The sequence below is a fragment of the Nonomuraea jiangxiensis genome (assembly GCF_900099965.1).
Taxonomy (GTDB): Bacteria; Actinomycetota; Actinomycetes; order Streptosporangiales; family Streptosporangiaceae; genus Nonomuraea; species Nonomuraea jiangxiensis.
Map to the genome: position 1 here is coordinate 21,277 of NZ_FNDJ01000056.1, position 14,755 is coordinate 36,031.

Genomic DNA, 14,755 nt, shown 5'->3' on the forward strand with positions numbered 1-14,755 from the left:
GTAGCAGGGGTTTGCAGCCCGGTTACCGAGTAAAGGGGGAGCGTTGAGCGGGGAGACAAAACGGGAAATAGGAGGGTCTTGTTTCCGATATTGTGCGTACACGTTCGGGTTTTACCCGACGCCGCTGAGCGCCCCGACGGCCCGTGCCAGCTGGGTCGCGAAAACAATTGTCACGGGCCGGGGACGCACTATTTCCGGTCGCGGTGGATGCCCGCGACCGGATCAGGCCGGCAGCAGGGCTTCCGCCGGCTCGAACGGAAAACGATCGGCCAGGGCCGGCCGCAGATCGGTCAGCCAGACCGCCGTCGGGTCGTAGCGCGCGAAGAACGGCCTGCCCACCAGCGACGGGTCGCGCGACTGGATGAAGTGGAGCATGAACACCCGCTCCCCCGCGATTTCCGTGACGCCGTCCACGCACACCTTGCCCGGTGTGGCCGACATCGACGGCCCGCGTACGGTGCGGCACAACCCGGAGACGCTGGAGTAGGCGTCCCTGAAAACCTCGTACGCCCGCGCCAGCGGAACCGCGAAGTAGTCCTGCGGTCCCGTGTCACGCTCGACGAACATGTAATAGGGAATCATCCCCATCCGGAGTTGCCGCCGCCACATGCCTGACCACACGGCGGGATCGTCGTTGATGGACCTGATGAGCGGCGCCTGGGTCCTGATCGTGGCCCCGCTCCCGAGAATGCGCCTGACCGCCGACTCGACCAGTGGCGACTCCAGCTCGCGCGGATGCGTGAAGTGGGCCATGAAGGCGAGGTTCTTGCCCGCGTTCACCACCTCCTCGAACAGTCCGAGCGTGGAGTCGGCGTCAGGGTCGGTGGTGAAGCGCTGCGGCCAGTAGGCCAGCGCCTTGGTGCCGATCCTGATGGACTCCAACTGCTCCAACCCGAGCAGCGGCTCGATGTACCGCCTGATCACGGGCTCGCCCATGATCATCGCATCGCCGCCGGTGATCAGGACACTGGTGACCTCGGGATGATGCCTGATGTAGGACACCATCTGGTCGATGTCGTCGGAGGCGAACTTGAGGTCCGCGTCGCCGACGAACTGCGCCCAGCGGAAGCAGTACGTGCAGTACGCGTGACAGGTCTGCCCCTGCTTGGGAAAGAACAGCACTGTCTCGGGATATTTGTGCTGCATGCCAGGGACCGGCTCGTCGTCCATCGTCGGGACGTTGAGCTCCTTCTGGCCGGCAGGGTGTGGGTTGAGTTGGGCGCGCACGCGGTTCGCCTCGGCCTGGATCTCCGCGTTGGGCGCCTCCGCCTTCAGCAGGTCGGCCAGCCGGGCCACGTCGGCCTCGGGCAGCATGTCCTCCTGCGGGAACACGAGCCGGTAGATGGGGTCGTCGGGCGCGGCCGACCAATCTATGAGTTCGTCCACGACGTAGGCGTTGGTCCGAAAGGGCAGCACCGTGGCGACAGCGCGGACCTTGAGCCGCGACTCGTCGCTCAGCCCCGCACGCTGTAGCAGCTCGTCGAGGTGCTTGGACGTGTACGCCTTGAAGCGCCGCGTACCTACTTGGTTCAAGATCACTAGGCGTTTCCCATCTTTTTTGTTCGATCGGGCGTAAACCTCACGACCCCGTCGCGCGTCTACGGTCCTTAATACCCGGACGCGAACCACCACGTCCCCGGTTCCACTGGGCTCCAAGTTTTCCTTGAGGTTCCGGACACTCGCGACATATCGCGATTAGGCATACACTGGGCTACTGTGACCGACCAACCGGACCTGCGCGCCTCCGACGCCGACCGTGACCGCGTGGCCGCGGTGCTGGGCGAGGCGCTCGCCACAGGAAGACTTACCAGCGTCGAGCACGCCGACCGTCTCGATGTCGCCTACACGGCGAAGACCGTCGGCGAGCTCGTCCCCCTCACCCGGGACCTGCCCGAGGTGTCCGCGTCCAACGTGCCCGCCACCATCGAGCGGCAGATCATCGACTCGAAGTTCAGCAAGATCGTGCGCAAGGGCCGCTGGGTGGCCTCCCGCAACGTCCGGCTGTCGGCCCGGTTCGGCGCTCTCATCGTCGACCTGTCGGACGCGGTGCTGCCGGGCCGGGAGATCACCCTTGAGACGGACGCGTGGTTCAGCAAGATGATCGTTCGCGTGCCGGAGAACGCCCATGTGATCGACGAGGGCGGCTCCGTGTTCGGCAAGCGCAACGTCACGGGCGGGTCCGGCGCGGACGGGCCGCTGATCCGGGTACGGGGACAGTCGAAGTTCTCGAAGGTGATCGTGTCCCGCGGAGTATCCGACTGGAACCTCCACTGACCGAACCACACAGCCACCGCACCCACTGACCCCGCACACACGACGCCACTGGCGCCTGGCGCACTGACACCGCAGGCACGACGCCTCTGGCACCTCGCGCACTGGCGCGACGCCCTGACACGGCACGCCCTGGCACGGAAGACAGTGCCACGGCACCCGGTCGCACGGCACCCGGTGGCACGGCACGTCCTGAGCGCGGCACCTCCTGGCGCCGCCTTCGGCGGTTCCCCGCACGCCACGCCGGCCGCCGCACCGCGACCGGTCGGCACCGCAAGCGGCCCGCCCGCGAACGGCCTGCGAACGGCCCGCACCGGGAGCCGCCAACCTCGCGAACGGCCAGCCTCGCGAACGGCCAGCCTCGCGAAGGGCCAGCCTCGGGAGCGGCCGGCACCGCGAGCAGCCCACATGGCCGGGGTCCGGGCCGGTGCGGCACGCCCGACGGCGCAAGGGTCGCCACCAAGTTCCCGCCGTCGCACGACGGCCCGAACGGGAGGCCGGGGCGCGGCCCAGGAGGCGGTGGCGGGGCGACGCAGGACTGGAACGCGCGCCGGCGGGAACCAAAAGGGCCTACCCGCCGGTTTAGTCTGGCACCTGCCATGCCTGCGATGCGGACATCCGAGCCCGCGTTCCGGCCAAGCCGTGACGGCGGGCTCGATGCCGTACGAGGTGATGATTGTCCGAGAGCAGGCCCATCGCGCTCGACGCCATGGGCGGTGACCACGCACCGCACGAGATCGTGGCCGGAGCGGTGCACGCCGTGCGGGAGCGCGGTCTCCACGTCGTGCTCGTCGGCTCCCCGCGCGTGCTCTACGAGACCCTGGCCGACCACGACGCCACCAAGGAGGTCCCGATCGTCCGGGCGGAGGAGGCCCTGACGATGGACGAGGGCGCGCTGGCCAGCCTGCGCCGCCCACGTTCCAGCATCGCCGTGGCCTGCCACCTCGTACGCCGGGGCGACGCGAGCGCCGTCGTGTCGGCGGGCTCGACGGCGGGGATCGTGGCCACCGGCCGGCTCCGGCTCAAAGCCCAGCAGGGCGTGCTCAGACCGGCCATAGCCGTCGCGCTGCCCACGCTCCCCAGGCCGACCCTGCTCCTGGACGCCGGCGCCAACGCCGAGGTGAAGCCGGAGATGCTGGTGCAGTTCGCCCACCTGGGAGCCGCCTATGCCGAGCTGGCCCACGGCGTACAGTCGCCCCGCGTCGGCCTGCTCACCATCGGCAGCGAGGCGGAGAAGGGCAACAAACTCGTCAAACGCGCCCACGAGCTGCTGCAGGGCTCCCCCGGCCTGCAGTTCGTCGGCAACGTCGAAGGCCACGACCTGCTGACCGGCAAGGTGGACGTGATCACCACGGACGGCTTCACCGGGAACGTGGCACTGAAGACCATGGAAGGCGCCGTCCAGTACGCCTTCGCCGAGCTCCGTGAGGCCATCGGCGACAGCCGGCTGGCCCGGTTGGGGGCCGTACTGCAACGCTCCCGCATCCGCGAGTTGCGCCGCCGCCTCGACGCGGAGGCGTACGGCGGGGCGGTGCTGCTCGGCCTCAACGGCACCGTCGTGATCGCCCACGGCTCGTCCAAGGCACCGGCGATCAGCGCCGCCTGCAAACTGGCGGCCGACCTGTCGGCGGGCGGGATCGTCGCGAACGTGGGCGACCGGATCTCCGCGACAAGTCGCTCACACCGTCTGTGGTGAACGTCTAGGGTGTCATCCGATCCACAGAAACGGGGGCTTATGTGGAGGAGATCACCGCAGCGGCGCGAGCGCGCACGACAACGCAGGGGCTCGACTCGGTGCAGGGATTATCCGCAGCGGCCCGCGAGCTCACCTCGGCACAGGGGCTCACCTCGGCGCAGGTGGCGGGGGCGCCGAGAAACGACGTGCCGCGCCGGTCGAGCAGGTCGCTGAGCGCGATCCTGCGGGCCAACGTCTTCACCCTGTTCAACCTCGTCATCGGCGTGCTCTGGGCGCTGATCCTGATCTTCGGCGAGTGGCAGGACAGCATGTTCGGGCTGGTCATCGTGGCCAACGCGTTGATCGGTATCGTCCAGGAGCTACGCGCCAAGCGTACGCTGGACAAGCTCGCCGTGATCAACGAGGCCCCCGTCCGGGTCCGGCGCGACGGCACTGAGCAACTGGTCGAGCCCCGCCAGGTGGTGCTCGGCGACCTCATCCTGCTCGGCTCCGGCGACCGGCTGCTGGTGGACGGCGAGGTCATCGAGTCCGACGGGCTGGAGGTGGACGAGTCGCTGCTGACCGGCGAGGCCGACCCCGTGGCCAAGCAGCCGGGCGACCCGGTGCTGTCGGGCAGCTTCGCGGTGGCGGGCGCCGGCGCGTTCGTGGCCACGAAGGTCGGCACCGACGCGTACGCCGTCCGCCTCGCCGAGGAGGCCAGCAAGTTCCACCTCGCCCATTCCGAGCTGCGCGAAGGCGTGGCGAACTTCATCAGGTATCTCACCTGGCTGGTCATCCCCATCGGCGTCCTGCTGATCTTCAGCCAGCTCGCCAACTCGACCGACTTCCGCACCGCCATCACCGGCGCGGTCGCGGGCATCGTCACCATGATCCCCGAGGGCCTGGTGCTGATGACCTCGATCGCGTTCGCCGTCGGCGTCATCCGCCTGGCCCGGCACAAGTGCCTGGTCCAGGAATTACCCGCCGTCGAAGGCCTGGCCAGGGTGGACGTGCTCTGCCTGGACAAGACGGGTACGCTCACCGCCGGCGGCATGGACCTCGACCAGGTGCTCCCGGTAGGCGACGACCAGCCGGTCGACGCGGCGCTGGCCGCCCTGGCCCACCTCGACCACCGCCCGAACACCACCGCCCAGGCCCTCCAGACCCGCTACCCGGCGCCCGAGGACAGCTGGACGGCCACGGAGACGGTGCCGTTCTCGTCGGCGCGCAAGTGGAGCGGGGCCGACTTCGGCGAGCACGGCGCCTGGGTGCTGGGCGCTCCCGACGTGCTGCTCGACGGCGGCGACTGCTACGACAGGGCCGCCGACCTGGCCGCGACCGGTGCCCGCGTGCTGGTCCTCTGCCGTACGGACCGGCTGACCTCACCGGAAGACACGAGATCCACCCCCACGAACCCGGAACCCACCACCCCCAGGAACACGGACCCCGCCACCCCCGAGGACGCGGAACCCACCCCACCCCGGGACACCCGACCCCTGCCCGATGGCATCGAGCCGGTCGCGCTCGTCACCCTCAAGCAGTCCGTCAGACCCGACGCCCGCGAAACCCTGCGGTACTTCGCCCAACAGGGCGTGACCGTAAAGATCATCTCGGGCGACAACCCGGCGGCCGTCTCAGCCATCGCCACCAGCCTGGGCGTCCCCGGCGGCGAGCGCTCCCTGGACGCCAGAACCCTCCCCCATGACCGCGACGAGCTGGGCGAGTTGCTCGACTCCCACACCGTGTTCGGGCGGGTGAGCCCGCGGCAGAAGCGGGAGTTCGTCGCGGCGCTGCGGGCCCGCGGCCACACCGTGGCCATGACCGGCGACGGCGTCAACGACGTGCTCGCGCTGAAGGACGCCGACCTGGGCATCGCGATGGGCGCGGGCAGCCCGGCGACCAAGGCGGTCGCGCAGGTGGTGCTGCTGGACAACAAGTTCGCCACGCTGCCGCACGTCGTGGGCGAGGGCCGCCGGGTGCTGGCCAACATCGAACGGGTCGCCAACCTCTTCCTCGCCAAGACCTTTTACGCGATCGTGCTGTCGCTGGTCGTGGGGGTGGCCGGGATGATGTTCCCGTTCGCGCCCCGCCACTCGACCCTGACGAACGCCCTCACCATCGGCATCCCCGCACTCTTCCTCGCGCTCGCGCCCACGTTCGAACGCTCCGAGCCCGGGTTCGTCCGCCGGGTGTTGCGCTTCGCCGTACCCGCCGGGGTGTTGTGCGCGGCGGCGGTGCTGCTGTCGTTCTGGGCGGCGCACAGCGAGGACTCCACTCTCGTCGAGGACCAGACGGCCGCCGTGATCGCGCTCTTCCTCACCACCTGGTGGGTGCTCGTGCTGATCGCCCGGCCGCTCAACTGGGGGCGGATCGTCCTGGTCGGGTCGATGGCGGCACTGTTCGCGATCGCCCTGGCGCTGCCCTTCGTCAGGGAGTTGTTCGCGCTGCGGCCACAGGATCTCGGCAGCAACCTGACCGCCGTCGGCATCTCGATCGTGGCCGCCGCGGCCATCAGCGCCGCGGTCAAGGTCGCCGGTACCCTAAGAACATGACCGACCCGCAGATAGTGCTCACCGAGCGCGTCCAGCAGGCGCTGGCCCGCGCGTTCGGCGCGGAGCACGCCGACGCAGATCCGCTGATCCGGCCCTCCCAGTTCGCCGACTTCCAGGCGAACGTCGCGATGAGCCTGGCCAAGCGGCTGCGACGTTCCCCGCGGGAGGTCGCCGAGGCCATCAAGGCGGAGCTGTCGGACTTCCCCGGTCAGGTGGAGGTCAGCGGCCCCGGCTTCCTCAACATCACCCTCGACGACTCGTGGATCGAGTCCGAGGCCCAGCACATGCTGGAGGACGCGCGGCTCGGCGTCGGCACGATCACGCCGCCGCAGACCGTGGTGGTCGACTACTCCGCGCCCAACGCGGCCAAGGAGATGCACGTCGGCCACCTGCGCACCACGATCGTCGGCGACTCGCTGGCCCGCCTGCACGAGCACCTCGGCAACACCGTGATCAGGCAAAACCACCTGGGCGACTGGGGCACGCCGTTCGGCATGCTCATCGAGCACCTGCTCGACATCGGCGAGGAGGCCGCGGTCGGGCAGCTCGAAGCCGGCCTGGGCACCGAGTATTACCAGGCGGCTCGGGCCAAGTTCGAGGCTGGCGACGCGTTCAAGCAGCGGGCCAGGACGCGCGTGACCACGCTTCAGTCCGGCGACCCCGAGACCATGCGGCTCTGGCACGTGTTCATGGACGCCACCGTCCGCTACTTCAACAAGATCTACAGCCTGCTCGGCGTCACGCTGACCGACGCCGACATCGCCGGCGAGAGCATGTACAACCCCATGCTCAACAAGACGTGCGACGAGCTGGAGGCCGCCGGGGTCGCGGTGCTCAGCGAGGGCGCGCTCTGCGTGTTCCCGCCCGGCTTCACGGGCTCCGACGACAAGCCGCTGCCGCTCATCATCAGGAAGAGCGACGGCGGCTACGGCTATGCGACCACCGACATGGCCGCCATCCGCTACCGCGTGCACGACCTGAAGGCCGACCGCATCCTCTACGTCGTGGGCGCCGACCAGGCGCTGCACTTCCGGATGGTCTTCGCGGCGGCGCGGCTGGCGGGCTGGCTGCCCGACACGGTCTCGGCCGAGCACGTCCAGATCGGCATGATGCTGGGCAAGGACGGGCGCCGGTTCAAGACCCGTTCCGGTGAGTCGGTCAAGCTGATGGACCTGCTGCAGGAGGCCGTCGACCGGGCGTCGGCGCTGCTCGACGAGCGCGGGTACGACGAGTCGACCCGGCGCGAGATCGCGCACGCCGTCGGCATGGGCGCAGTGAAATATGCCGATTTGTCGGTCAGCCACGACAGCGAGTACGTGTTCGACTTCGACCGCATGCTCGCCTTCACCGGCAACACCGGCCCCTACATGCAATACGCGACGGCCCGGATCCGCTCCATCTTCCGCAAGGCGGAGCAGGCACCGGCCGACGCGGCGGGCCCGATCGTGCTCGCCGCCCCCGCGGAGCGCGCCCTGGGCCTGCACCTGCTGGGCTTCGCCGAGCTGATCTCCCAGGTCACCAGCGACTCCGAGCCGCACCGGCTGTGCAGTTTCCTCTTCCAGACCGCCAGCCTCTTCAGCACCTTCTACGAGGAGTGCCCGGTGGTCAAGGAGGGAGTCGATCCCGAGACCCGGGCACACCGGCTGGCGCTCTGCGCGCTGACCCTGCGGGTGCTGGAGACCGGGCTCGATCTCCTGGGCGTCCCTGTCCCCGAGCGGATGTAAACAGGCAGTTGACTCAAACTCCCCCGTTCCGTCGTGGGCGCGCCTCCACCTCGTAGGCGCGCCCCAACGGCTAGGCTTTACGCGGTCATGAACCGAGGCCGAATTGGGGGAGTTCTCTGCCTTGAGCACGGACCTGACTGCGAGTCCCCCTGCGGCGGCGGAGTTGCATCGCTACGCGGAGGCGCTGCTGGCGCACCTCGCCGCGAACGGCAGTGCCCCGCCCGCCGCACCGGGTTTTCGCGACATATCCGGCTACTGGCTGCCTCCAGCCGTCGAAGCACTGGTCGCCATCCTGGCCGGCGAAGATCCCCTTGAGCCGCTCAGCCGGGCCGCCGGCCGCGACCAGCAGCAGACCGCGCTCTTCCTGTGCCTGGCACTCGCCGTGTCCGGGCAGGGCAGCCGCATCCACGCCTCCTGGCTCGGCACCGCCTTCGGCAAGCTGTCGCTCGACCAGCCGGTCTCCCACGGGCAGCGCTCGCTCTGGCTGGCCGCCGCCCGGGGCGCGTACGGCCCGGCCGGCAAGATCTTCGTGCTGCGCAAGCTCGACGCGCTGGCCGTACAGGAGCACACCGAGCCCGAGCAGTGGGTGCAGGCACTCGCGCCGGGCGAGCCGTCGGTCGTCGTGCCGCCGTCCCTGGTCGACTTCCCGGAAATGGCGGAGATTCCGGAGCTGGCGAAACCGGCCGTGGCCGCCGCCCGGCTGGCCCGGCTGCGCGCCCGGTGCGCGGAGATCACCTCTGCGCGGCAGGCCGAGCACGACTCCTCCGTCCCGCTCGACAACAGCTCCGGCTCCCCGGCCACGACGTGGTCCGAGGACGAGCCGCTCGCCATGCTGCGGTCACTGATCGGCCAGGGTGGTCCGGCCGGGCCGATGGCCTCGCTCAGCTCATACCTGCTCGACGACCTGCGCCCGGGGGCAGACCCGCACCTGGCGGCGATCGCCCTGCACGTCGCGGCACCCATCCTGCGCGGCGTCGCCGAGGAGTTGGAGGCCGACAGCCGGCTGGAGCCGCCCACCACGCTCACCGTGCCGCTCCTGGGCCACCGCATCCACCTGCGGCCCGAGGGGCCCGACCAGACCTCGCTCGCCACCGCCGAGGACGCCATCGTCGCCGACGGCGTCGTACCACGCGGCCGCCCGTGGGCCGCGATGGTGCTGATCGTGGCGGGCGTCGCCTGTCTCGTCGGCGCGGTGACCGTCGACAGCCTGCTCGCGGCGGCCGGAGTGGCCATGATCGGCCTGTCCTGCTGGCAGCTCTGGCAGCGCCACAAGCTCGTCGAAGCCGACGCCCGCTTCGTGGCCGCCCAGGTCAGCGAGCTGAAGGAGCTCGCCGAGGGAGCCGTGTGGGCCCTGCACGCATACGCCCGCGAAGCGGACGCCCGCGCAAAACAGGCCGCCGACGACTCAGCCGAACTGACCCGACTGATCCGCCGCGGCCCCCGCGCCGCCTAACCGCGCACCAACAGCCACCTCCTGAGCCAGGGCACCCCAGCCACCCCCAGGCCCTGGCCCTGCTTACTGGACCTGAGCTGCCCAACCACCCCCAGCCCTGGCGCCGCCCTCTGGACCTGGACTGACCAGCCGCCCCCAGGCTTGGCGCTGCCTACTGGACCTGAGCTGCCCAACCACTCCCAGCCCTGGCGGTGCCCTCTGAGCCTGGGCTGATCAGCCATCTCCGGCCCTGGCGCGGCCGCTGCCCTCTGAGCTAGGGCTACTTAGCCCCCCAGACTTGGCGCTACCAATTAGCTGCCCACTGGGCCTGGGCTGCCCAACCACACCCAGCCCTGGCGGTGCCCTCTGAGCCTGGGCTGATCAGCCACCTCCGGCCCTGGCGCGGCCGCTGCCCTTTGAGCTAGGGCTACTTATCCCCCCAGACTTGGCGCTACTAGCTGCCCACTGGGCCTGGGCTGCCTAGCCGCTCCCAGGGCTGGCGCTACTCGCTGCTCACTGAACCCGGACGACCTGGCCATCCCTGGCCTGGGGGCATGGGTTCTCCTGGGGGCATGGGTTCTGGGGCATGGGGCCGAGGCCGAGCCGCTGGTCATCATCAGCGGGTCGATCACGGTGGTCACGGGCAGCCCTCGCCGCCCTCTGACCCGCCGGGCCGGTCGCATGCCTCGGACCGGCCCCGTCGGCTCGCTCAGGTGGTCTCGATCTCGACGTGAGCCGGCGCCAGCAGGAACACGCGGTCGGCGATCCGCTCGATCCGCCCCTCGCACCCGAAGGCCAGCCCGGCGGCGAAGTCGACCATCCGCGTCGCCTCGGGCATCGGCATGCCCGTCACGTCCATGATCACCGTCTGCCCGTCACGGAAGTGCTGACCGATCAACGGCGCGTCATTGTACTTGAGCGGCTGGACCATCACGATACGTGACGAGTCGACGTTCGCGCGCCACCGTCTGGCGGCCCGCTCAGTGGCAGGTACGTACTCGTCCTCGTAGTGCCCGTCGTCGTCATAGGCCTCGTCGTATTGGTCGACCCCGCCCAGGCCAAGGTAGCTCACCACCTTGCGCACTGCCCCCATCGGCTTGTCCTTTCCTCAGGAACTCACCGTAATCGGCACGTCCCTACACATTGGACGGTAACCGACGATTCCGCATTCGCCACGCGACACGCCCAGCCCTAATTCCATTTTGTACAGCTTGCAACCCGCTTGCATCTGGATATCCGCCCCCCGTATAGCATCGGCCGCATGCGCCTCTTCACTGTCGACGCCTTCACCGACACAGCTTTCAAGGGTAATCCCGCTGGAGTCTGCCTGCTGGACTCTCCGGTTACTGACCAGTGGATGCAGAGCGTAGCGACCGAGATGAACCACTCCGAGACCGCTTTCCTGCTCAGAGATTCCCTCCGCTGGTTCACCCCGGCGGTGGAGGTCACGCTCTGTGGCCATGCTACGTTGGCAACAGCGCACGTCCTCTATTCGACAGGCGCCGCCACCGGGCCGGTCGAATTCACCACGGCCAGCGGCACCCTAACGGTGAATCAGCTGCCGGATAGCATGATCACAATGGATTTCCCGGCCAAGGAGTCGGCCCCCGCCCCCGTTCCTCCCGGGCTGGAGAAAGCACTCGGCCGCACTCCGGTACACGTCGAAAAAAGCCAGCTCGACCTGCTGGTGGAGCTTGACTCAGAGGAATCCGTACGCTCGCTCACCCCCGATATCGCCACGCTGGAGACACTTGACGCACGCGGGGTCATCGTCACCGCCCGCGGCACGGAGACGGACTTCGTCTCACGCTTCTTCGCCCCGAAGGTAGGCGTCCCGGAGGACCCGGTGACAGGCTCCGCACATTGTGCCCTCTCCCCGTACTGGTCCGCCCGCCTGGGCCGTCCCGACCTGACCGGCGCACAACTCTCAGCCAGAGGCGGAACCGTCCACGTACGCCACGAAGGCGCCCGCGTCCACCTGTCCGGAAACGCGGTAACCATCATGTCCGGCACCTTGCACCACTGACCCCAACGCCACCCTCAAACACACAGGGATTCACCTCAACCCGAAGCAGCGCCTCGACAGGACGACGGCTCGTGGAACGATGTTCATTTCTCCCCGCCGGCTCTCACACGGCCTAACTGGTAGATGCGTGCCACCCGCCAATTGGCGCCGCGTATCGCACTGCCTGCTGCTGCTTCTGCGCGCGCACATGGACACCGCCAAGGGGCATCGCATGGTGCTAGGACACGTCGCAAGGCCAGAACCCACCGATGAGAAATCGTCCGCCTCGGCGTCACCATGCCTCTTCTAGAAGAAGGCACGATCGGCCGCCACCCAGTCGAGGGGATGAGCATCCTGTCCAGGATCAAGTAGCGCCAGTCAACACAAAGGGCGGTGCCACACGACACGTGGAGCCGCATCCACCCGGAGTGCGCAAGCAGCGACCAGGGCGATGACCTCACGCGAACAGCCCCAGCGAACGCCAGGCGGTGACCCCACCGACGCCGAAGCCGGCGGCAACTTCCGGTGATTGTCTCGTCTCCCCGCAGCTGTACAGGCACGAGGAAAGAGCCTGCCGACCAGAGTTGTGACACCGCCGCCACGGTGAGCAGAACCGTCACGGCGATGGCGGATCAAATCCGGTGACCGCGGATCAGGACCCAACCGACCCGTAGCCCCGCCTCCCCGACAACACCAACACCAACACCAACATCCATGAACAACGACAACGACAACAGCGCACCACGCTAACAGCGGACCCCCAGCAACCCGGACGCGACAATACAGCGAGCTCTTCCATCGTGAAGGCGCTGGTCAGGATGGGCCTGTGGAAAGCAGTAGCGGATGAGAGGAGGCTCCCGATAAGGCAGCAGTCGACCAAGATCCGATGCCCCAACCGGGAGCCTCGTTGCCGTCTTACCGTGCCTCGATTCCACTGTCCAACCACACCCTGATTCGCCTGGCCGAACTCATCCGCACCCGGCACGCCGAACGCTGCTCCCGGTGGCGGAAGTTGGACCCAGCGCAGCAGGCGCCACTGGTCCTGGCCCATTTGCGCAATGGCGACACCTACGCCCGCCTGGCCGCCGGTTTCGCCGTGGGGACCACCACGGCCTGGCACTATGTTCGCGAAGTCGTCGATCTCCTGGCCGCCTTGGCCGATGACGTCCACGCCGCTGTGGCGCGAGCGGCCCGGCTGGCCTACACCATCCTGGACGGCACTCTCATCCCGATCGACCGCCTCGCCGACGAGCGGCCGTATTACAGCGGCAAACACAAGCGGCATGGAATGAACGTGCAGCTGCTGGCCGACCCCATGGGCCGACTGGTGTGGGCCTCGCCCGCGCTGCCGGGCGCCGTGCACGACGTGACCGCCGCTCGGAAGGTCGGCCTGATCGACGCTTTGACCAGTGCTGGCGTGAAGACCTTTGCGGACAAGGGTTATCAAGGCGCAGGCGGCGCGATTCGGACGCCGTTCAAGCGGCATCGCCATCGGCCCGGGTTGTCACGCGGGCAGCGGGACGTCAACCGCGCCCACGCTCGTATCCGGGCCATCGGTGAGAGTGCCGTCGCGACTTTGAAGGGCTGGAACGTGCTGACCAGGCTGCGCTGTTGCCCGCATCGAGCGACCGCGCTCGTGCAGGCGATCCTTGTGCTGCAGCTCGTGGAAGAAGGCCGCTACGCAGGATGAAATGGCTCTTGTTGTGTCGGTGGGTGCTGCGAGCATGACGGGATGATTGCGACTCCTGACGACTACTCCTGGTTCTCCCCCGAGCGCTTCCCCGGCCTGGCGGATGCCTACTGTTTCACCTACGTCCGCGGCCTGACGCCTGAGGAAGTGGTGAACCGGCTCGGCGTCCGGGTTGAGGACTGCTCTCGCGTGACGCTTGATGAGCTGATCCGATGGCAAACCTTCGGTGCTGTCGCCGTTGGAGACTGGGTACTCCTCGTCGAGGCCTACGGCGGGCTTGGCGTCACCGAAGAGATCATTATGCCGCTGTCGGCGGGCACCCGTCTCGTCTCCCACTTCTACCTCGACGTTGACGGCATGGACTACTTCTACTGGATCGACGACGGAAAGATCCGGTTCGAGTTCGTGTACCAGGAAGGTTATTCCCACTGGATCAAAGACGGGAAGATCCAGTTCATGTTCAGGCACCATGAAAGCTACTCAGAGGAGATGCCGGACGAACTCGTAGAGATTCTGGAGCGGATCGACTCCCCCATCTACCCGATCGCCGACCCCCACGAAGGGCCGGCGTTCCTCCTGGCCGAGCGCCTCACCGGGATCACAATGACCCCGCGGCTGCTGGAGGAGTCCACTTACCTGTGCGGAGTCGTTCCCGGATCGAGGTGAGCAGAACCCGCCCTCCACGGCCCCCGCAAGTTGGCCGCGGACGGTGGATCACTTCGCTGCACGCTCCTGCAGGCTCCAAGGGGATACCATTCTCCGCGGGCCTGCCAGACCAGGCCATCAGGATGAAAAGCCTCAGCATCCAGCTGCTTAGGGCGGCCCTCCCACACCCAGCACCAACGCAAAAAAAAGGGGGTCCGACGCTCGAAGCGTCGAACCCCCCACAAAGATTGTCCGGCGGCGACCTACTCTCCCACACCCTCCCGAGTGCAGTACCATCGGCGCAGAGAAGCTTAACTTCCGGGTTCGGAATGTAACCGGGTGTTTCCTTCCCGCCATAACCGCCGTAACCCTCCGAAACAGCCTGTTTGCTGTCTCAGAATTGCCTAGTGGACGCGAGCAAAAACTTGAAAGTCTGCTTTGTGGTCAAGTCCTCGGCCTATTAGTACCGGTCAGCTCCACACGTTACCGCGCTTCCACCTCCGGCCTATCAACCCGATCATCTACCGGGAGCCTTACCCCATCACTGGGAGGGAGACCTCATCTCAAGGCGAGCTTCCCGCTTAGATGCTTTCAGCGGTTATCCCTTCCGAACGTAGCCAACCAGCCATGCACCTGGCGATACAACTGGCACACCAGAGGTTCGTCCGTCCCGGTCCTCTCGTACTAGGGACAGCCCCTTTCAAGTCTCCTACGCGCGCAGCGGATAGGGACCGAACTGTCTCGCGACGTTCTAAACCCAG

At 68.0% G+C, this 14,755-nt stretch carries 10 protein-coding genes and 2 rRNA genes; 8 read left to right on the forward strand and 4 right to left on the reverse strand.

Translation table 11 applies throughout. The features are described 5' to 3' along the window. Window positions 1-222 precede the first annotated feature (222 nt). The gene (locus BLS95_RS53355) at window positions 223-1,539 is read right to left on the reverse strand and encodes a KamA family radical SAM protein (RefSeq protein WP_090947298.1); all 1,317 of its coding nucleotides are present in this window, start codon (window positions 1,537-1,539) and stop codon (window positions 223-225) included. A 177-nt stretch (window positions 1,540-1,716) separates the two neighbouring features. Here BLS95_RS53355 and BLS95_RS53360 point away from each other — a divergent pair, with 177 nt between their 5' ends. The 5 genes from BLS95_RS53360 (at window position 1,717) to BLS95_RS53380 (ending at window position 9,675) form a co-directional block, all read left to right on the forward strand. Beyond that, complete coding sequence (locus BLS95_RS53360; RefSeq protein ID WP_245765833.1) at window positions 1,717-2,274, forward strand: DUF1707 SHOCT-like domain-containing protein; 558 nt, start codon at window positions 1,717-1,719, stop codon at window positions 2,272-2,274. A gap of 673 nt (window positions 2,275-2,947) precedes the next feature. Then, a complete protein-coding gene (gene plsX / locus BLS95_RS53365) occupies window positions 2,948-3,967 on the forward strand; it encodes a phosphate acyltransferase PlsX (protein WP_090947299.1) in 1,020 nt (339 codons plus the stop codon). Between the two features lie 41 nt (window positions 3,968-4,008). Continuing rightward, window positions 4,009-6,498, forward strand: coding sequence for an HAD-IC family P-type ATPase (locus tag BLS95_RS53370; protein WP_245765834.1), 2,490 nt, complete (start codon window positions 4,009-4,011; stop codon window positions 6,496-6,498). After that, window positions 6,495-8,222: an arginine--tRNA ligase gene (gene argS, locus BLS95_RS53375; RefSeq protein WP_090947300.1), complete on the forward strand. Its 1,728-nt coding sequence runs from the start codon at window positions 6,495-6,497 to the stop codon at window positions 8,220-8,222. Before BLS95_RS53370 ends, argS begins: the two co-directional genes overlap by 4 nt. 121 nt (window positions 8,223-8,343) lie before the next feature. Beyond that, a complete protein-coding gene (locus BLS95_RS53380) occupies window positions 8,344-9,675 on the forward strand; it encodes a hypothetical protein (RefSeq protein ID WP_245765835.1) in 1,332 nt (443 codons plus the stop codon). A gap of 688 nt (window positions 9,676-10,363) precedes the next feature. On the opposite strand, the gene BLS95_RS53385 is transcribed toward BLS95_RS53380, so the two are convergent. After that, window positions 10,364-10,747 (reverse strand): cell division protein SepF, encoded by a 384-nt coding sequence (locus BLS95_RS53385; protein ID WP_090947302.1) that lies wholly within the window; start codon window positions 10,745-10,747, stop codon window positions 10,364-10,366. Between the two features lie 168 nt (window positions 10,748-10,915). On the opposite strand from BLS95_RS53385, the gene BLS95_RS53390 reads away from it, so the two are divergent. The 3 genes from BLS95_RS53390 to BLS95_RS53400 all read left to right on the forward strand — a co-directional run bounded on the left by BLS95_RS53390 (window position 10,916) and on the right by BLS95_RS53400 (window position 14,015). After that, window positions 10,916-11,680, forward strand: coding sequence for a PhzF family phenazine biosynthesis protein (locus BLS95_RS53390; protein ID WP_090947303.1), 765 nt, complete (start codon window positions 10,916-10,918; stop codon window positions 11,678-11,680). A gap of 886 nt (window positions 11,681-12,566) precedes the next feature. Then, entirely contained in the window at window positions 12,567-13,349 is a 783-nt protein-coding gene (locus BLS95_RS53395) for a transposase family protein (RefSeq protein ID WP_090947309.1), read from the forward strand. Between the two features lie 42 nt (window positions 13,350-13,391). Then, window positions 13,392-14,015: a DUF6461 domain-containing protein gene (locus tag BLS95_RS53400; protein WP_090947304.1), complete on the forward strand. Its 624-nt coding sequence runs from the start codon at window positions 13,392-13,394 to the stop codon at window positions 14,013-14,015. 229 nt (window positions 14,016-14,244) lie between these two features. Here BLS95_RS53400 and rrf read toward each other — a convergent pair. Then, window positions 14,245-14,361 (reverse strand): 5S ribosomal RNA (gene rrf, locus BLS95_RS53405). Between the two features lie 73 nt (window positions 14,362-14,434). Further along, window positions 14,435-14,755: ribosomal RNA gene (locus BLS95_RS53410) — 23S ribosomal RNA — on the reverse strand; the annotation flags it as partial.